The sequence below is a fragment of the Streptomyces sp. NPDC050315 genome (assembly GCF_040655775.1).
Lineage (GTDB): Bacteria > Actinomycetota > Actinomycetes > Streptomycetales > Streptomycetaceae > Streptomyces.
The window spans coordinates 200,084-217,364 of sequence record NZ_JBFAKN010000001.1 but is presented as its reverse complement, the minus strand read 5'-3'; the positions used below and the strand labels follow the sequence as shown (position 1 = coordinate 217,364).

Genomic DNA, 17,281 nt, shown 5'->3' with positions numbered 1-17,281 from the left:
GGAAGGACGGAACGGTTCGGACCGGCTGGGTGGAGGACATGTGACCGCAAATGCATCCGCACGTGCAAGTGAGCCCGGCGCCGAGGTCGGCAGTGGCTGGGTGAGGCGGCGGCTGGCCCTGCGGGCGGCGGGGGTGGTTGCCGCGGCGGCGGTACCGACCGTGGGAGTTGGCGGGGCCGGCGGGGCCGCTCCGGCGGCGGCCTCGGAACGGCGGACGACCGCTTCGGAAGGGAACGCCGGGCGGCTGCTGCGGGCGATGACGTTCAACCTGCGGTACGCCTCGGACCAGGAGCCGAATTCCTGGGATCGCCGCCGCCCGGTCATGCGCGAGCTGCTGCGGCGGGAGGCGCCGCACCTGCTGGGCACGCAGGAGGGACTTTACGGGCAGCTGCAGGAGATCGCGCAGGATCTGGGAGCGCGGTACTCCTGGTTGGGGACCGGGCGCGCGGGCGGCAGCCGGGACGAGTTCGCGGCGATCTTTTACGACACGCGGCGACTGCGCCCTGTCGAGTACGACCACTTCTGGCTGTCCGACACCCCGTACCTGATCGGCTCGGCGACCTGGGGCAACACCGTCATCCGCATGGTGACGTGGGTACGGTTCCGCGACCTGCTCACCGGTACGGACTTCTACGCCCTCAATACCCATCTCGATCATTTGCACCAGGGCTCGCGCGAACGCTCCGCCGAGCTCATCACCGACCGGTTGCGCGGCCTGGACGCGGCGCTGCCCCGGATCGTGACCGGCGATTTCAATGTCGCCGCGCACGAGAATCCGGTGTACGAGACGATGCTGCGCGCTGGCTCGCTCGTGGACTCCTGGGACACGGCGGAGGAGCGCAGCGCACAGTACGCCACGTTCCACGGCTACCGGCCGCTCGTCCCGAACGGCGACCGCATCGACTGGGTGCTCACTTCCCCCTCCGTCCGGACGCTGCGCGCGGAGATCAACACCTTCGCGAAGGACGGACAGTATCCGAGCGATCACTTGCCGGTACTGGCGGACCTGGAGTGGTGAGCAGCGAGTGCGGGGCCGGGGACGGTGATCAGGCCGTCGAGTGCGTGGGGTGTGAGGGCGGGGTGCCGCCGCGTACGTGAAGGTTCGCGAGGAGGTCCTGGGTCGCCGCGGTGACGGCTTCCACGGCCTGGTCGAACACCTCGCGGTTGTGCGCGGCGGGCGCGCGGAATCCGGAGACCTTGCGCACGTACTGCAAGGCCGCCGCGCGGATGTCCTCCTCTGTCACGTCAGGGGTGGTCGGTGGGCGGAGCGTCTTGATACTGCGGCACATGAGGCCAGTCTCCCTCGTCGCCCGGCAGGGCGCGCGACGTGCGGTGTCGTCGCGCTGTCTTGCCGTCCCGCGTCGCCGGCGCGTCCCGTCTTCAGGCCGCCGTGACGATCTCCTCCCGCATCGCCGAGGTCCATGCCGCGAGCAGGTGTGCGTACTCCTCGCGGTCCTCGGCCGTCCAGGCGCAGCCTCGCCGAGCCCGGACGAACCGCCGTATGCAGTCGTTCACTTCGGCGGCAGAGGGGCGGACTTGGCCCGGAAGGAGATGAGTTGCGGACATGGAACACATATTAGGGGGAGGCACTGACAATCGACCGCGAGTTATGTCCGGGGCGACTGCTGGGCTACCGGGCCGGGCTGCCGGGCCCGTCAGTTCGTCGTCTCGTCCAGCTTCCGCAGCACGCGTGCGGGGTTGCCGACGGCGAGCACACCCGCCGGCAGATCCTTGGTGACCACCGCACCGGCGCCCACCACGGTGTTCTCGCCGATGGTCACGCCCGGACAGACGATCACCCCGCCCCCGAGCCAGACGTTGTCGCCGATCGTCACGGGCAGCGCCTTCTCCCAGCCGGCCCGGCGTCGCTCGCTGTCGAGCTCGTGGGTCGGGGTCAGCAGCTGTACGTTGGGGCCGATCTGGACGTGCGCGCCGATGGTGATGGGTGCGGCATCGAGGAAGACCGCCCCGAAGTTCACGAACGTACCGGCGCCGATGCTGATGAGATACCCGAAGTCGCAGTAGAAGGGCGGGCGGATCCGTACGCCCGTACCCACCGAACCGAGCAGCTGCGCCAAGAGCGCGTCGCGCCGGGCCGGGTCGTACGTGCCGGGCGTCTGTCCGGCGGCCGCGTTGTAGGCCGCGCAGAGTTCGATGCGGCGTTCGGTGTCCGCGAGGAGCTCGGGATCATCAGCGATGTACCAGTCACCGGCCAGCATGCGGTCCTTGTGCTCGCCCACGGGGCTCCTTCGGTAGGAACGGTCGCGGCTACGTTTCCGGAGCGGGGACCGGCACGTCAAGAAGCGGCAGGGCGTGGCGAGTTCACTCCTACGGGCGAATTGCCGACGGCCGGGACCTTGGAATTGCAGGGGGAACGCGGAGACGGGAGCGACCGGAAACGGTTCGCCGGCCGCCGGCGCGCCCGCGATTGTCAGTGGCCCCCGCTACCGTGAGCAACGTTCCTATCCGAGCTGCTGGCGCTACTCGGACCGGCCCCACTCCCTGACAGCGCGGGGAGTGGGGCCACCACGAGTACCTCGACGTCCCCGGTCAGCCGGCGGACTCTCCCGCGTGGGGGCTGAGGACGCCCGCTGCGATCAGGGCGAACAAGGCGATGCCGAGGAGGACGCGGTAGATGACGAAGGGCATGAAGCTCTTGGTGGTGATGAACTTCATGAACCACGCGATGACCGCGTAGCCGACGACGAAGGCGATGATCGTGGCGAAGATGGTGGGGGGCCAGGAGACGTGGCCCTTGCCGGCGTCCTTGAGCTCGTAGACGCCGGAGGCCAGTACGGCGGGGATGGCCAGCAGGAAGGAGTACCGTGCGGCGGCCTCCCGGGTGTACCCCATGAGCAGGCCGCCGCTGATCGTGGCGCCCGAGCGCGAGACGCCGGGGACCAGGGCCATTGCCTGGCAGATGCCGAAGAGGAGACCGTCCTTGACGCTGAGGTCGGTGAGCGTCTTGCGCTGCTTGGCGGCCCGGTGGCGGCCGCCGGTTTCGTCGCGTGCGGCCAGGCGGTCGGCGATGCCGAGGACGATGCCCAGCACGATGAGCGTGGTGGCGATCAGACGGAGGTCGCGGAACGGTCCCTCGATCGCATCCTTGAGAGTGATGCCGAGGACGCCGATCGGGATGGAGCCGATGATGACCAGCCAGCCCATCTGGGCGTCGTGGTCCTGCCGCATCGCCTTGTTCCCCAGCGAGCGGGCCCAGGCCGAGATGATCCGGGCGATGTCCTTGCGGAAGTAGATCAGTACGGCCGTCTCGGTACCGATCTGGGTGATCGCGGTGAACGCGGCGCCGGGGTCGTGCCAGCCGGCGAAGGCCGCGGTCAGGCGCAGATGCGCGCTGGACGAGATCGGAAGGAATTCGGTCAGGCCCTGGACAAGTCCAAGGATGAATGATTCAAACCAAGACATGGGTAGTACGCCATCCGGAAGGTCATTTTGCCGTGACCAGCAAGTGTGCAGGTCGGCAGGGAATTCGGGGTGGCGGCCGTCATGGGTGCGGCCGCGGTGCGTGCCGGTTCGGGGGAGTGGCTCGGGATCGGGGTCGGCGTCGTGGTCGTCGTCCTTGGGCTCGGCCGTTTGCTGGCTGGGGCGGGCGGAGCTGATGTCGCATCAAGCGATCCTGCGACATCGCGCGCGAGGCGCGAGGCGTGCGACACGGGACGCTGGGCGCGTACGCGTGCAGACGCACGTGCGGATCACTCACTGATGGCACAGCTGGTGAATCGGGTGGTTCGTGGGCGGGCTGCGGCGCGATCTTGCGCCGGTCGTAGGGCAGCGTAGCGTCCCCAAGTGATCGGCAGGCGATCGGCCCGGGTCCGGCCCGGTTTTGCCGCTGCCCGGTCCCAGTGCACGGTGCCGTGACGAGCGGATCCCGGACCGGCGCTCGCGCACGGTCCGGGGTACCTTCAGCGTCGCCTAGCCGCGTTTCAGCGCCGGGGCCAGCAGGTCGAGTGCCTGTTCCCAGGGGAAGCGGATGCGGCCGCCGCCCGTGCGGGGCGGGTGCGGGGCGTAGTCGCCGAGCAGGACGCCCATGCGGCGCAGCCGGGCCAGGCTCTGTGCATACGCGGGATGCGCGGCCTGCGCGGCGTTCAGGTAGGGGAGCGCGGCAATAGGAGTGCCGAAGCCGTGCGCCTCGCACAGGATGCCGAGCGCAAGGGTGTCGGCGATGCCCTGGGCCCACTTGTTGATCGTGTTGAACGTTGCCGGGGCGACCGCGATCGCGTCAGCGGGCGGCAGCAGGCGCGGCTCGCCGGGCGCGCGCCAGGCCGACTGCACGGGATAGCCCGTCTGGGCCTCGATCGCGGTGGCGTCGATGTACTCCAGACCGCGCGGCGTGGCGATGACGCCGACATGCCAGGTGCGTTGCTGCGCGGAGGCGATCAGCTTGTCCACGTCGTCGGCGATGCCTGCCGCGCAGAGCACGACGTACAGGAACGGCTTCGGGCGCCGATTGCTGGTCATGTCCACGTCCCTGTCGGGGCCGTCCGGATCCGCGACCCCACCAGGAACCGCATCAGGACCGGCACCAGGAACAGCCGCACCGTTCACGCCGGTGCTCCCAGGCGGCGGCTGAAGAGGTGGAGTTCCGGGAGGGCGCGGTGGCGGTCGCGGGCGGCCATGTCGGCGACCATTTCGCGTACCGCGGGCCGGCGGATGTCCTGGGACGCGCAGCGCTCCGCGATGCGCAGTGCCTGGAAGGCGTCGGCGAGCTTGCCCTGCTGGCTGTACGCCCGCGCCACGTCCACCCACAGACCGGCGCGGCGCTCCGGTACGGGGATGTGCCGGCGCATGAGGGGGCGCGCGGCCTCCAGTGCCTGCCCCGCGTCGCCGAGCGAGACGGACGCGCTGACCGTGTGCAGCTCCACGTTGGTGGGGCTGAAGTTGGCCCAGGCGTCCGGCCGGTCGTGCGAGACGAACCGCGCGACCTCCCGTGCCTCGTCGAGCATTTCGCGCGTCGCCGCCCGGTCCCCGCTGCTGCTGGCCGCGGTGACCCCGCGCAGCAGCATCAGCCCGAACGCGGCCAGATAGCGCGGCGAACGGCGGTCGTAGGAGCCCGAAAGCTGGTCGGCGGTGTGCCGGACGATCGCCACGGCCTGCGCGGCATGCTTCTCGCGTACCAGTACGTGCGCGTGGACGCGGACGCTGGACGCGAGGACCACCGGGTCCTCCGAGCGCTCCGCCTCCGCCATCGCGCGGCCGACCGCGAGCCACGCGTTCCCGTGGTCGCTCTGCTTCAGAAGCAGGCCGGCCGCGGTCTGGTACGCGGTGGCAAGCAGGCCGGAAAGCTGCGAAAGCTCGGCCGAATTGCTGTCGGTGGCGTTCCGGAGATCGGCGATCACACTGGGGAGCGCACCCTCCAGTTCCTTGTAGCTGCAGTGGTTGAACAGCCGGCGGATGTGGGCCACCCGCTCGCGCAGCTCGGCGAATTTCAGTACCGGCCGGGCGGCTGCCGTGCCCGGTCCGGGAAGGAGCGAACGGACCAGGTCGTCATGGGCGACGGGGGCCGGTACGTCCGGTGTCGCGAGCGCGGCGATGCTCGCGGCGAGGAAGGTGCGGCGGTACATGTCCTCTGCCTCAGGGTCGGCGGTGCTTACTTCCGGGGAGGCAGCAAGGCCGAGACTGTCCAACGGAATACCGAGCACCTGTGCGACTTCACGCAACAGGCGGGTGTCTTCGGTACCCCGGCCGCCTTCAAGGCGGCTCACTTTCGACTGGTGATAGCCAAGGGCTTTGGCGACATCCGCTTGCGAGCGCTTCTTCAGCACTCGCGCCCGGCGGATCACTTCGCCCAGTCTCTTCGCTTCACTTTGTGCGTCGACCATGTGTGCCACGGCCCCTTTGCCGTCGCCGATCCTGACTGCTCAACCGAGCGTAATGAAACCATAATCGAGAGTGATGCAGCTCCTGCATGAGTCATGCAGCCGCCGCGTCCGATCTGGCCATCGCGGCTGTATCGCTGCTTGCCTGAGTTGCCCACTCAGTCAGGAGGCCACTCATGCAAGCGCACGGGCTCAGCTTCTCCGTGCCTGGTACGCCCGCCGCCGCAGCAGCAGCGCGGCGCCGGGTAGTGAGCGACTTACGGGGCTGGAGCGTGCAATTCGACGCCCAGTCACTCGATAACGTCGAACTGGTAACCAGCGAATTGATCACCAACGCGGTCCAGCACGCGGGCGGCGGACCCGTCGCCGTCAGCGCGCGACTGAACGGCGAGGCCCTGCTGGTCGAGGTTTCCGACTCCAGTACCGAGCTTCCGAGCGCGTGCTTCGCGGACATGGACGACGAGGGCGGGCGAGGGCTGTTCCTCGTCGCGGCGTTGTCCATCGACCACGGCGCCGAGCGCACACCGACGGGAAAGCGGTGCTGGGCGGAGATCGCGGTCAGTTGGGCGCCGCGTACGACTGCTCCGGCGGGAGGCGGTACAGCGGCGCACCTCGCCGGCGCGCGCGTTCCGCTGCGCTGCGTCTGAATGCGCGTCGACGGCATGCCGCGGTCGGCAAAGGGGAATGGCTCGTACCGCACCGGCGATTGACCGGAATTGAATGAATGGGAATGCGTGACTGGTGCTGCCTGGCCCCCGCAGCACGCGGTCCCTTTCCTTCCCCTTCCTCGCCCTCATTGTGCAATCCCATATGCACGTGCGGATGCCGATGTGGATGCGAATGCGCGCGTAGCGGAAATGCGTATGTGAAGGAATGCGTGTTGCGGCTCAGGAATCCGAACCGCCGCGCAGCGCACCGCGTTTCCACCATGCAACGGCGACCGCCGCGAGGCCCGTGACGGCGATAAAGCCCATCGAGATCAGGAATGCCGGTGACGTGGGCGTGGACGCACGGGCGCCGGCCACGACGTACGCGGCGGTGTTCGGGATGCTGCCGAGCGCGGTCGCGAGGAGGAACGCGGGCCACCGCATACGGGACACCGCGGCACAGTAGTTGGTGGCCGCGAAGGGCAGACCGGGGAAGAGCCGGATGGCCAGCATCGAGCGGAAGCCGTGCCGGCTCAACTGCTGATCGGCAGCGGAAAGCCAGCGGGTACGGAGCAGCGGGCGCAGGGCGTCCTGGCCCAGCAGCCGGCCGAGCCCGAAGGCGAGCGCGGAGCCCAGTACCGTCCCCAGCAGCGCCGCCGGCGTCCCGATCTGGGCTCCGAAGAGGGCGCCCGCCGCGGCGTTCAGTACGGGACGCGGGACGAATGCGGTGGTGCACAGCCCGTACGCGACCGTGAAGAGCACCACGGCCACGCCACCGGAGAGGTGCGGCGGCCACCCGTTGGCGAGCAGCCGCTGCGGTTCCCATACGAACATGGCGGTCGCGGCGCACGCGAGCAGCGCGACCAGCAGCGCCAGCCGGGACCAGGGCGACAGGAGGAGCCGCGTACAGCGCACGGCGAGGGCGTCGGGCGGGGTAGCGGAGTCGAGCATCAGGGGAGCGTAACCGACTGGGCGTCCCAGGGATGTAATAGCGGTGTAATAAACGGTGTACGGGGAAGGGGCGGGCGACCGGCTGTTCGCCGCGTGCCCCGATAAATCGGTCGACGCGGCGCCGTCCGCCCGCGATCCTTTCCTCATGACCCGGTTCGCCTTCCTCGCGCTCACGTCCGCCACCGCGGACGCGCCGAAGGCTGCCGTCACCGCCTCGACCAGGGCCGCAGTCCTGCTGGCCGGCGCCGCATTCGACGGCGTCCGAAGCTGACCCTCCCCGGATCGTCCGGCGGGCCCCGCAGGGGGAGGGTCGGGCCGGTCGAGGGGTCCGTACGGCGCTGAGCCGCCGTGATCATCACAAGCGCTGCAAGCAGCAGGCGAGTACTGCCCAGGTACCGCACGTGCTCCAGCGCTTCTGCACCGCGCCCCGCGGCCGACGTATGCCGTCCGCCGCGGCCCGCGCGAAGGAGACAGACACCCATGTCCCACAGCCCCAAGACGGCCTACGTCCGCACCAAGCCGCACCTCAACATCGGCACGATCGGCCATGTCGACCACGGCAAGACGACCCTGACCGCCGCCCTCACCAAGGTCCTCAGCGACCGCGGCAGCGGCACGTACGTCCCGTTCGACCGCATCGACCGGGCCCCGGAGGAGAGCGCCCGCGGCATCACCATCAACATCTCGCACGTCGAGTACGAGACGAGCACACGGCACTACGCGCACGTGGACATGCCCGGTCACGCCGACTTCATCAAGAACATGGTCACCGGAGCGGCCCAGCTCGACGGCGCGATCCTGGTCGTCTCCGCGCTCGACGGCGTCATGCCGCAGACCGCCGAGCATGTGCTGCTCGCCAAGCAGGTCGGCGTGCGGCACCTCGTCGTCGCGCTCAACAAGGCCGACGCCGGGGACCCCGAGCTCACCGACCTGGTGGAGCTGGAGGTCCGCGAACTGCTGCACGCGCACGATTACGACGGCGAGCACGTACCGGTCGTCCGCGTCTCCGGGCTGCGCGCCCTGGAGGGCGACCCGCGCTGGACGGCGGCCATCGAGGCGCTGCTCGACGCCGTCGACACGTACGTGCCGATGCCCGAGCGCTACGTTGACGCGCCGTTCCTCCTCCCGGTGGAGAACGTCCTGACGATCACCGGGCGGGGGACGGTCGTCACCGGGGCGGTCGAGCGCGGCAGCGTACGCATGGGCGACCGGGTGCAGATCGTGGGCGAGACGGGCGACGGCGTCACCGCCGTGGTCACCGGCCTGGAGACCTTCGGCAAGCCGATGGAGCACGCGGAGGCGGGCGACAACGTGGCGCTGCTGCTGCGCGGCGTGGCCCGGGACGCGGTCCGCCGCGGGCAGGTGATCGCCGCGCCGGGCAGCGTCACGCCGCGCCGCGCGTTCACCGCCGATGTGTACGTGCTGTCCGCCGAGGAGGGCGGCCGGCGCACGCCGCTGTCGACCGGGTACCGGCCGCAGTTCTACATCCGTACGGCGGACGTGGTCGGCGAGCTGGACCTCGGCGAGCGCGGGACCGCCCGCCCCGGTGAGACCGTCCACGTCACGGTACGGCTGGGCCGCGGCACGCCGCTGGAGCCGGGCCTCGGCTTCGCCGTCCGCGAGGGCGGGCGCACGGTGGGCGCCGGCACGGTCCGTGAGGTGGTCACGGACGGGGGCTGAGGGGCCGGTCCGAGACGCGGTCACGGAGACGGGCTGAAGGACCGGCCGAGAGCCATTCGGGCGAGTTCCGGAAGCCCGTACCGTGCGGCCACACGTGCACCTGCACACCCGCGTTCACGTGCAGTTTCTTGTGCGAGGGCGCGGGTGTCCGGGCGTGCGGGCCGGGTCCGGATGGGGCCTGTCGGCGGCGCGTTCTCGATGGAAGACTGCACGTCCGGCGGACCCTTGGCGCATGGGGAACGCCGGACCATCGAGGAACGTTGGACCATCAAGGAATGGGAGAGCGGCACGCATGGCGGGTACGGCGTTGGTGCTGGGCGGTGGCGGGCTCACGGGCATCGGCTGGGAGATCGGGATGCTCGCCGGACTGGCCGAGGCGGGGGTGGATCTGTGCACGGCCGACGTCGTCATCGGCACGTCGGCGGGTTCCCTGGTCGGCGCGCAGCTCACCTCCGGGCAACTGACGCTGGAGGAGCTGTACGAGCGGCAGCTGGCCGGGCCTTCGGGCGGCCCGTCGGTCGGTGCATCCGCAGGCGGCGTCGGTATCGCGCAGGGTGGCGGCGCGCCGGCGCGGATGGGCGCCGTGTCGATGGCCCGGTTCGCGGCCATAGCGCTGCGGTCGCGGGACGCGGTGAGCTTCGGTGCACGGATGGGACGGCTGGCGCTGGCAGCTCGTACGGGCCCTGAGAACACCCAGCGCGCGGTGATCGCCGGACGGTTGCTCTCGCAGGAGTGGCCTGCCAGGCGGCTGATGATCACGGCGGTGGACGCGCTCACGGGGGAGCGCAGCGCGTTCGACGGCGGGAGCGGGGTGAAGCTCGCCGACGCGGTCGCCGCGAGCTGCGCGGTGCCCGGCGTCTGGCCGCCGGTGACGATCGGCGACCGCCGGTGGATCGACGGCGGCGTCCACTCCTGCGCGAACGCGGACCTGGCCGCCGGGTACGGGCGCGTCGTTGTGATCGCGCCGATGGCGTCCGGCGGCGGCCCCGTCGCGACCCCGCGCTCGCAGGCCGCGCGACTCGCGGCGGAAGGAGCGGAGGTACTGGTCATCACGCCCGACCGCGCCGCGCGGGCCGCCTTCGGCCGCAACGTCCTGGACCCGTCCAAGCGCGCCGCCGCGGCCCGCGCCGGCCGCATCCAGGCGACCGCCCACGCGGCGGAGGCGGCCCGGGTGTGGACGGACGGCGGGTGAGGGACCGCGTCGGGGGGCGGCGAGCGGGTACGGAACTCCGCCCCGCGCACCGCACAATAGGACGGTGACAGACCGCCCCGACGTTCCGATCGCTGCCGCGCCCGCGGCCTCCGAGGCCCTCGCGCCCGCGACTCCCGCGGCCCGCGTGCCCGGGACTCCCGCGCCGGAGACCCTCGCGTCCGAGGCGCTGGTGCCCGTCACCCAGGAAGTGGACTGCGGTACGGCCAAGTTGCTGCCCGACGTGGACCGGCCGCGCGCGGTGCTGCTCACCGTCGACGGCGCTCCGCAGTCGTACGTGGACCTCGACGAGCCGACGTACCTGGAGTTCGAGTACGCCCGCCGCATCGCCCACGTCCTGGACGCGGCGGCCGAGCCGGGCCGCCCGCTCGCCGCGCTGCATCTAGGAGGCGGCGCGCTGGCCCTGCCGCGCTACCTCGCTGCGACCCGCCCCGGCTCCCGGCAACAGGTGATCGAGGCCGACCGCGGCCTGCTCGACCTCGTACGCCGCTACCTCCCGCTGCCCGCGGACAGCGGCATATCGGTGCACGCCGCCGACGCCCGTACCGCACTGGAAGCGGCGCCGCCGGCCTCCGTGGACATCGTGGTGGCGGACGTCTTCGGCGGATCGCGGGTGCCGGCGCACCTGGCCTCGGCGGAGTACGCGCGGGCCGCCGGCCGTGTGCTGCGTCCGGGCGGCTGTTACGTGGCGAACCTCGCCGACAGCGCCCCCTTCACCTTCCTGCGCGGCCAGCTCGCCAACTTCACGGCGGTCTTCGCGCAGCTGTGCCTGATTGCGGAGCCCTCGATGCTGCGCGGGCGCCGGTTCGGCAACGCCGTCCTGGTCGCCTCCCAGGAAGAGCTGCCGCTGGCCGACATCGCGCGGCGGGTGACGGCCGATGCCTTCCCGGCCCGTGTCGAGCACGGCCCCCGGCTGCGGCAACTCATCGGCGACGCGCAGCCGGTACGGGACACGGAGGCGGTCCCGTCACCGGAGCCGCCGTCGGGGGCGTTCAGCGTGGGGTGACGTCGTCGGCCGCCGCTGCCGGGATTTCGGAAGTCCCCGCCGGGGAAGCCGCCGGAGCCCACGCCGGGGAAGCCGTCGCCACCGGCTCCGTCCGCCGCCGCAGCCACCGCACATCCCGTACGCACAGCACCGCAGCCGTCAGCAGCGCGATCAGCGCCGAGCAGCCCCACAGCGCGGCGGTACGACCCACCAGATCCTGGACCGGGCCCGCCAGGGCCGTGGCCAACGGCACCATGGCGAGGGAGCCGAGCCAGTCGTACGACGAGACCCGGGAGAACTTCTCCTCCGGAATCTCCTGATGCAGCGCCATCATCCACGTCACCGCGAACACCTCGAGCGCGATCCCCACCCCGAACATCACGGCCGTCAGCGCTCCGGCCGGCACCGGCACCGCCAGCGCCGCGGACGGCAGGGCGAGCGGAAAGACGCACAGCGCGCCCACGCGCAGCAAGTAACGCGGCTTGTACCGGGTCATCAGCAGCGCGCCGCAGACCGTACCGGCACCGAACGCCGCCAGCGCCAGCCCCCACGGACCCGGACCGCCGAGATGATCCTGCGCGACCAGCGGTCCGTACACCGCCTCGGCGGCCGCCACCACCGCGTTGACAACGGCGAATTGCAGGACGATCGCCCACAGCCAGCGCCGGGAGACCACCTCCCGCCAGCCGTCCCGGAGATCGGCGAGCAGACCGTGCCCCGGCTCGCGCGGTGGCACGCCCCGCACGTCGAGGAACGCCCGCAGCAGCCCGGCGAGCGCGAAGGCGGCGGCGTCGACGGCCAGTACCCAGCCGGGCCCGACCGCCGCGATCAGCGCGCCGCCCAGCGCGGCGCCACCGATGTTCGCGCCATTCATGCCCATACGGAAGACGGCGAAGGCGCGTCCCGACTGCTCGCCGGAGACGCTGGCCAGCACCATGCCCTCGGCGGCCGGCGCGAAGAACGCCTGACCGGTGCCGCCCAGCGCCGACAGCAGCGCCATCTGCCACAGCCGGGGTTCGCCGGTGAGTACCAACAGCGCGAAGGCGCCCTGGGACAGGCAGTTCAGTACGTTGGCGGCGACCATGACGCGGTGCCGCGGCAACCGGTCGGCAATCGCTCCTCCGACGAGGAGGAAGATCACCAGGGGGATCGTACGGGCGGCGGCGACCAGACCCACGTCGGTCGCCGAACCACCGGCTGCCAGCACGGCGAACGCCGCCGCGATCAGGGCCCCGGAACTTCCGAGACCCGTGACCACGGCGGCGGCCGTCAGCAGCGTGTAATTGCGCCCCGCCCAGGCAGGGCGCGCCATCTTCATCACAGCAGCAGCATCGCGTTCGGGTTATTGAGGGGTTGTCGAGGTGGTTATTCGAGCGGCCGGAGGGAGCTCATGATCTTCTTGACCGTGGCCTCGTCGATCTCGCCCTTGACGTCCTTGGCGGCGTAGAGGATCCAGGTCGCGTACTCACCGGTGGTGTCGGTGTACGTAACCGCGTACGCCTTGCCGTCCGAGTCGCACTTGTTGTCCTTCTTCACGCCGGTCACGGTCGCCGTTGACAGCTTTCCGGTGATGCCGTGATCGCTCTTGAAGGACTTCGCCTTGGTGCCCTTGAACGTACCGGTCTTCTTCTGGTCGTAACCGGCCCAGACCCAGTTCAGAGCCTCGTTCTGGGCGGCCTCACCCTGGCTCTTCGCACCCTGCGCACCCTTGACGCCGGTGCCGGCCAGCGCCGCGGTGGACTCATTGCCGTCCTTGTCCTTGATGGTGCACCACTCCTCCTTGAAGTAGGCCGGTGCGGTCATCGAGATCAGGGTCTTGGGGAAACCGGACTTGTCCTTCTCGTCCTGGAACCCGGTGTAGGTGTCCGCCGAGGTGGTCGTCCAGTCCTTGGTCGGCACGTCGAATGCCACGTGCCGCTTGGCGTTGACCACCGTCTGCCAGCCCTTGATCACCGGCTGATCGGGAGCGTTCGGGTCGCCACCGGGACCCGCGCCCCCGCCCGCCGACTCCGTCGGTTCGGCCGTCGCGGACTGGGACTGGGTGGGCTTCGGGTCGTCCTTGGCGACGACCTTCTTGTCGTCCTTGTCCTGGAGGACGAAGACGCCGGTGACCACGGCGGCCGCCACGACCGCGACCGCCGCGACGACGGCAATCGTCATGGTGGTCTTCTTCTCGTTGCCGCCACCGCCGCCCTTGGGGGACTGCGGTCCACCCGGTCCCTGCCACTGCGGCGGCGGAGGCTGCATGGGCTGCTGGCCCTGGTACGGATTGGGCTGCTGGTAGCCCGGCTGCTGATACCCCGCCTGTTGGTACGGGTTCGGCTGCTGGTAACCCGGCTGCTGATACGGATTCTGGTCCTGCGGGTTCTGCTCGCCCCCGGGCGGCTGCTGTCCTGGCCACATGGGCGCTAACGATAAAGGTCCGAGGTGGGAGGTGTCACAGCTGCCCCTGGGAGCGTGACAGAACCCTGACGTTCACTCATGCCGTTCGCGGATACTTCGGGGGAGTTTGGCATGTACTTGGCGGGGCCGCGGACGGGGGTGGCCAGCGTCCCTACTCGGCAGTAACATCTCGCCCATGACAGTTGAGAACGCCTCGATGGGCGAAACGCTGGCCGCCGCGGTCCCGATGGTGCGCACCCTGAACCTGGAGTTCGACGAGGTCACTTCGGAACGTGCGGTGCTCCGGCTCCCGGACCAGCCGGACTTCCACAACCACATCGGCGGCCCCCACGCAGGCGCCATGTTCACCCTGGCCGAGTCCGCCAGCGGCGCTATCGTGCTCAAGGCGTTCGGTGACCAGCTCTCTCGCGCGGTGCCGCTCGCGGTACGAGCCGAGATCGGCTACAAGAAGGTGGCCAAGGGACCGGTGACCGCCACGGCGACGCTGGGCCGCCCGGTGGCCGAGGTCGTTGCGGAGCTTGATGCGGGCGGACGCCCCGAATTCCCGGTCGCCATCGCCATTCAGCGCGAGGACGGGGCTGTCACGGGCGAGATGACGGTTGTTTGGACGTTGCGACTGAACGGTTGAGGACGTAGGCGCGGGCTTTTGACCACACCTGGTGGAGCGGCGGCGTGTACTGATCAGCCGGCCGCGGCCGCGACCGCGAGGCCGAAAGCGATCAGTACGACGCCGGTGGTCCGCTCAAGAGCGCGGCGGACCCGCGGCCTCTGGAGGACCGGCCCAGCCTTGGACAGCACAAGCACATAGCTGCTCAGCCAGCCGAGGGTGAGGGCGGTGTGGAGGAGGACGAGAAGTGTCATGGCCCAGGCGGCCGGCATTCCGGCGGGGGCCAGTGTGGGCAGGAGCCCGGTGTAGAAGACCGCGATCTTCGGATTGAGGACGTTGCTGATCAGGCCGGTCCGCCAGGGGTTCCCGGCGGTGACCGGGGCGGCTGTATCGCCGGTATCGGTATTGGCATTGGTATCGGCCGAGGCGGAGGCGGCCTGGCGGTTCTGCCACAGTGCCTGTACGCCGAGGAAGATCAGATAGGCCGCGCCCAGCAGCTTGATGATGAGGTACGCCGCGGGCGAGGCGGCCAGCACGGCCGCCAGCCCGGCCACGGTCAGTACTCCCCAGACCAGCAGCCCGCTCGCGATGCCGCCGACCGTCCAGAGGGCGTCCCGGGTCCCGGCCGCGACGGCGCGCCGGGTCACCACCGCCATGTCCGGGCCGGGAACGATGGTCAGTAGGCCGAGGACGCCAGTAGCGGCCACGAGGTGAGTCAGCACGCTGCCGCCCTCTTCAGCGATCGGTGGTGGAGTGCGGGTTGGCTGCCGTGCCCTCGGTGCTCAGGAGGACGACCACCGAGGCCGGGCCGAGCCCCAGTGCGGTGCGGCGTTCGTCGGCGCCCGCGCCGGTGAGCGCCGCGTGCAGACCGGCGAGCGACGCGGCTCCGCAGGGGCCCGAGGAGACGCCGAGAGCAGCAAGGCGGGCGGCCGCCTGGGCACTGTCGGCGTCGGAGATGGCGACGGCGGCATCCAGCCCGCCGTGCAGATAGGGCCAGGCGATGCTGGACGGCGTACCGCAGTTCAGCCCGGCCATGGCGGTTTCGCCGGTGGTGACGCTGACCGGTTCACCGCGGGTGAGGCTTTCGACCACGCAGGCCGCGGTCTCCGGCTCCACCGACAACAACGCCGGAGCCCGCCCCGACGGCCTGCTGCGGTAGTGGGTGACCACCGCCTGGGCCAGCGACCCCACCCCCACCGGCACGCCGACCAGGTCAGGGCCCGCGCCGACCCCTGCGGCCGCCAGCTGCTCGTCGATCTCGGCGCACAGCGTGGAGTACCCCTCGACGATCCACCCCGGGATCTGCTCATAGCCCGGCCAGGCGGTGTCCTGGACCAGCACCGCGTCCGGCGCGGCAGCCGCCTCGGCCGCCAGCCGCACGGCCTCGTCGTACGGCCCTGCGACCTCGGTGACCTTCGCCTCTTCGGCGACGATGGCCGCCACGGCCAGCGGATGCACGCCCTGCGGAACGAACACGTGGGCGTCCTGGCCGAGGCGGTGTGCCATGCGTGCCACCGCGCGGCCGTGGTTGCCGTCGGTGGCGGTCACCAGGGTGATCGGGCCGTGTTCTGTACCGCTCGCCGCCCGCTCGGCGAGCATGCGGTGGACCGCCCAGGACGCACCCAACGCCTTGAACGCGGGCAGCCCCAGACGGCACGACTCGTCCTTGACGAAGACCCGGCCGACGCCCCACTCCGTTGCCAACGAAGGGAGCTCGGTCAGTGGGGTGGGCGCGTACTCGGGCAGCGAGAAGTGGAAGTCCCGCACCTCGGTGGGCGCGGGCTCACACCGCCAGGCACGGGCGCCGGGACGCACGAACCACGGCAGGGGACGGGGGGACGGCAGCGCACAGGAGGGGGGAATGTTGTCAGACACATGATCAGGGTCCAGTACACCCTTACGACCGGTCCAGCGAATGTTTCCGACCTATACTCGTCGGAAAAACCGACGATTTAGCCATCGGTCCGCGAGGGCGAGGAGAGCGGGCGTCCCATGTTCGACCTGCACCGACTGCGCCTGCTCCGAGAGCTCAAGCACCGCGGCACCCTGGCGGCCGTCGCCGCCGCCCTCTCCTACGCTCCCTCCTCCGTCTCCCAGCAGCTCTCCCAGCTGGAAGCCGAAGTCGGCGTCCCGCTGCTCGAGCCGGTCGGACGGCGGGTACGGCTGACCACGCAGGCCGAGATTCTCGTCGCCCACACCGAAGCGGTCCTCGAACGCCTGGAGCGCGCGGAGGCGGACATCACCGCCTCCTTGACCGACCTGACCGGCACCCTGCGCATCGCCTCGTTCCAGACAGCCGCCCTGACCCTGGTCCCGACAGCGCTCGGCCTGCTGCGTGACCAACACCCGCACTTGCGCGTCCACGTCAGACACATGGAACCGGAGCAGGCCCTACCCGCTCTGCAAGCCCGCGACTTCGACCTCGTCGTCGCCGAGGAGTACCCCGGCAATCCCAACGCACGGCCGGCCGAACTCGAACAGGAAGACCTCTTCGACGACCCCCTGCAGCTAGCCCTGCCAAGGCCGGCCGACACAACGGGTGCCGACGGTCCGACGGCGGTGTTGCGCTCACTCGCCGACCACCCCTGGGTGATGGAACCCGAAGGCACCACCGCCCGGCACTGGGCCATGACCCTGTGCCGCACCGTCGGCTTCGAACCCGACGTACGGTTCGAGACCACCGACCTCCTGCTCCACCAGCGCCTCGTCGAGCAGCAACACGCCGCGGCCTTCCTCCCCGACCTCGTCTGGAACGGTCGGCCCCCAACGGTCACGTTGCGGCAACTCCCGCGCGGCCAGCGCGCACGCCGCATCTTCACCGTCGTACGCCAAGGTCGCAGCCAACACCCCGCCGTCCTCGCCTGCCGCGCCGCCCTCCGCCACGCGGTCACCGCCCGATCCAACGCCAATCAGCCGTAAGACACCAGACCAACGATCCACAACCTGATCTGCGAGGTCGCCGAC

Annotated in this window: 19 protein-coding genes; 8 read left to right on the top strand and 11 right to left on the bottom strand. The window is 70.7% G+C overall.

Annotation, left to right across the window (positions count from 1 at the left end; genetic code table 11):
* The first annotated feature begins 100 nt into the window (after positions 1-100).
* The gene (locus tag AB0I82_RS01020) at positions 101-1,018 is read left to right on the top strand and encodes an endonuclease/exonuclease/phosphatase family protein (protein WP_363256029.1); all 918 of its coding nucleotides are present in this window, start codon (positions 101-103) and stop codon (positions 1,016-1,018) included.
* Positions 1,019-1,046: 28 nt separating this feature from the next.
* Here AB0I82_RS01020 and AB0I82_RS01015 read toward each other — a convergent pair whose 3' ends face one another.
* The 6 genes from AB0I82_RS01015 to AB0I82_RS00990 all read right to left on the bottom strand — a co-directional run bounded on the left by AB0I82_RS01015 (position 1,047) and on the right by AB0I82_RS00990 (position 5,837).
* A complete protein-coding gene (locus AB0I82_RS01015; protein ID WP_363254888.1) occupies positions 1,047-1,289 on the bottom strand; it encodes a DUF2277 domain-containing protein in 243 nt (80 codons plus the stop codon).
* Positions 1,290-1,380: 91 nt separating this feature from the next.
* Positions 1,381-1,566, bottom strand: a complete 186-nt coding sequence (locus AB0I82_RS01010) for a hypothetical protein (protein ID WP_363254887.1) — start codon at positions 1,564-1,566, stop codon at positions 1,381-1,383.
* An 89-nt stretch (positions 1,567-1,655) separates the two neighbouring features.
* Positions 1,656-2,240 carry a sugar O-acetyltransferase gene (locus tag AB0I82_RS01005; protein WP_363254886.1) on the bottom strand — a complete coding sequence of 195 codons (585 nt, stop codon included), beginning with the start codon at positions 2,238-2,240 and terminating at the stop codon, positions 1,656-1,658.
* A 310-nt stretch (positions 2,241-2,550) separates the two neighbouring features.
* Entirely contained in the window at positions 2,551-3,423 is an 873-nt protein-coding gene (locus AB0I82_RS01000; protein ID WP_363254885.1) for an undecaprenyl-diphosphate phosphatase, read from the bottom strand.
* 507 nt (positions 3,424-3,930) lie between these two features.
* Entirely contained in the window at positions 3,931-4,476 is a 546-nt protein-coding gene (locus AB0I82_RS00995) for a flavoprotein (protein WP_363254884.1), read from the bottom strand.
* An 83-nt stretch (positions 4,477-4,559) separates the two neighbouring features.
* Positions 4,560-5,837, bottom strand: a complete 1,278-nt coding sequence (locus AB0I82_RS00990; protein WP_363254883.1) for a helix-turn-helix transcriptional regulator — start codon at positions 5,835-5,837, stop codon at positions 4,560-4,562.
* Positions 5,838-6,010: 173 nt separating this feature from the next.
* On the opposite strand from AB0I82_RS00990, the gene AB0I82_RS00985 reads away from it, so the two are divergent.
* On the top strand, positions 6,011-6,481 hold the full coding sequence (locus AB0I82_RS00985; protein ID WP_363254882.1) for an ATP-binding protein: 471 nt from the start codon (positions 6,011-6,013) through the stop codon (positions 6,479-6,481).
* A 240-nt stretch (positions 6,482-6,721) separates the two neighbouring features.
* Here AB0I82_RS00985 and AB0I82_RS00980 read toward each other — a convergent pair whose 3' ends face one another.
* The gene (locus AB0I82_RS00980) at positions 6,722-7,432 is read right to left on the bottom strand and encodes a TVP38/TMEM64 family protein (RefSeq protein WP_363254881.1); all 711 of its coding nucleotides are present in this window, start codon (positions 7,430-7,432) and stop codon (positions 6,722-6,724) included.
* A 145-nt stretch (positions 7,433-7,577) separates the two neighbouring features.
* On the opposite strand from AB0I82_RS00980, the gene AB0I82_RS00975 reads away from it, so the two are divergent.
* The 4 genes from AB0I82_RS00975 to AB0I82_RS00960 all read left to right on the top strand — a co-directional run bounded on the left by AB0I82_RS00975 (position 7,578) and on the right by AB0I82_RS00960 (position 11,328).
* Positions 7,578-7,703, top strand: coding sequence for a hypothetical protein (locus AB0I82_RS00975; RefSeq protein WP_363254880.1), 126 nt, complete (start codon positions 7,578-7,580; stop codon positions 7,701-7,703).
* Between the two features lie 209 nt (positions 7,704-7,912).
* Positions 7,913-9,112: an elongation factor Tu gene (gene tuf / locus AB0I82_RS00970; protein WP_363254879.1), complete on the top strand. Its 1,200-nt coding sequence runs from the start codon at positions 7,913-7,915 to the stop codon at positions 9,110-9,112.
* Positions 9,113-9,404: 292 nt separating this feature from the next.
* Positions 9,405-10,304 carry a patatin-like phospholipase family protein gene (locus AB0I82_RS00965; RefSeq protein WP_363254878.1) on the top strand — a complete coding sequence of 300 codons (900 nt, stop codon included), beginning with the start codon at positions 9,405-9,407 and terminating at the stop codon, positions 10,302-10,304.
* Positions 10,305-10,449: 145 nt separating this feature from the next.
* The gene (locus AB0I82_RS00960; RefSeq protein ID WP_363256028.1) at positions 10,450-11,328 is read left to right on the top strand and encodes a fused MFS/spermidine synthase; all 879 of its coding nucleotides are present in this window, start codon (positions 10,450-10,452) and stop codon (positions 11,326-11,328) included.
* Here AB0I82_RS00960 and AB0I82_RS00955 read toward each other — a convergent pair.
* A complete protein-coding gene (locus AB0I82_RS00955) occupies positions 11,315-12,625 on the bottom strand; it encodes an MFS transporter (RefSeq protein WP_363256027.1) in 1,311 nt (436 codons plus the stop codon). The two genes, AB0I82_RS00960 and AB0I82_RS00955, sit on opposite strands and share 14 nt — an antisense overlap.
* A 47-nt stretch (positions 12,626-12,672) precedes the next feature.
* A complete protein-coding gene (locus AB0I82_RS00950) occupies positions 12,673-13,710 on the bottom strand; it encodes a hypothetical protein (RefSeq protein ID WP_363254876.1) in 1,038 nt (345 codons plus the stop codon).
* Positions 13,711-13,885: 175 nt separating this feature from the next.
* Between AB0I82_RS00950 and AB0I82_RS00945 the strand changes: the two genes are divergently transcribed.
* The gene (locus AB0I82_RS00945) at positions 13,886-14,338 is read left to right on the top strand and encodes a DUF4442 domain-containing protein (protein WP_363254875.1); all 453 of its coding nucleotides are present in this window, start codon (positions 13,886-13,888) and stop codon (positions 14,336-14,338) included.
* Positions 14,339-14,391: 53 nt separating this feature from the next.
* Here the strand turns inward: AB0I82_RS00945 and AB0I82_RS00940 are convergent, their stop codons facing one another.
* Both AB0I82_RS00940 and AB0I82_RS00935 read right to left on the bottom strand, forming a co-directional pair.
* Positions 14,392-15,039 (bottom strand): LysE family translocator, encoded by a 648-nt coding sequence (locus tag AB0I82_RS00940; RefSeq protein ID WP_363254874.1) that lies wholly within the window; start codon positions 15,037-15,039, stop codon positions 14,392-14,394.
* A gap of 13 nt (positions 15,040-15,052) precedes the next feature.
* Positions 15,053-16,192 carry a diaminopropionate ammonia-lyase gene (locus AB0I82_RS00935; protein ID WP_363254873.1) on the bottom strand — a complete coding sequence of 380 codons (1,140 nt, stop codon included), beginning with the start codon at positions 16,190-16,192 and terminating at the stop codon, positions 15,053-15,055.
* 117 nt (positions 16,193-16,309) lie between these two features.
* On the opposite strand from AB0I82_RS00935, the gene AB0I82_RS00930 reads away from it, so the two are divergent.
* On the top strand, positions 16,310-17,236 hold the full coding sequence (locus AB0I82_RS00930) for a LysR substrate-binding domain-containing protein (protein WP_363254872.1): 927 nt from the start codon (positions 16,310-16,312) through the stop codon (positions 17,234-17,236).
* Positions 17,237-17,281 lie beyond the last annotated feature (45 nt).

Coding starts and splice junctions, on each gene's coding strand:
- AB0I82_RS00965 (WP_363254878.1), top strand. CDS start 9,405: ATGGCGGGTACGGCGTTGGTGCTGGGCGGTGGCGGGCTCACGGGCATC.
- AB0I82_RS00980 (WP_363254881.1), bottom strand. CDS start 7,432: ATGCTCGACTCCGCTACCCCGCCCGACGCCCTCGCCGTGCGCTGTACG.
- AB0I82_RS01000 (WP_363254885.1), bottom strand. CDS start 3,423: ATGTCTTGGTTTGAATCATTCATCCTTGGACTTGTCCAGGGCCTGACC.
- AB0I82_RS00945 (WP_363254875.1), top strand. CDS start 13,886: ATGACAGTTGAGAACGCCTCGATGGGCGAAACGCTGGCCGCCGCGGTC.
- AB0I82_RS00985 (WP_363254882.1), top strand. CDS start 6,011: ATGCAAGCGCACGGGCTCAGCTTCTCCGTGCCTGGTACGCCCGCCGCC.
- AB0I82_RS00995 (WP_363254884.1), bottom strand. CDS start 4,476: ATGACCAGCAATCGGCGCCCGAAGCCGTTCCTGTACGTCGTGCTCTGC.
- AB0I82_RS00990 (WP_363254883.1), bottom strand. CDS start 5,837: ATGGTCGACGCACAAAGTGAAGCGAAGAGACTGGGCGAAGTGATCCGC.
- AB0I82_RS01010 (WP_363254887.1), bottom strand. CDS start 1,566: ATGTCCGCAACTCATCTCCTTCCGGGCCAAGTCCGCCCCTCTGCCGCC.
- tuf (WP_363254879.1), top strand. CDS start 7,913: ATGTCCCACAGCCCCAAGACGGCCTACGTCCGCACCAAGCCGCACCTC.
- AB0I82_RS01015 (WP_363254888.1), bottom strand. CDS start 1,289: ATGTGCCGCAGTATCAAGACGCTCCGCCCACCGACCACCCCTGACGTG.
- AB0I82_RS00975 (WP_363254880.1), top strand. CDS start 7,578: ATGACCCGGTTCGCCTTCCTCGCGCTCACGTCCGCCACCGCGGACGCG.
- AB0I82_RS00930 (WP_363254872.1), top strand. CDS start 16,310: ATGTTCGACCTGCACCGACTGCGCCTGCTCCGAGAGCTCAAGCACCGC.
- AB0I82_RS00950 (WP_363254876.1), bottom strand. CDS start 13,710: ATGTGGCCAGGACAGCAGCCGCCCGGGGGCGAGCAGAACCCGCAGGAC.
- AB0I82_RS00955 (WP_363256027.1), bottom strand. CDS start 12,625: ATGAAGATGGCGCGCCCTGCCTGGGCGGGGCGCAATTACACGCTGCTG.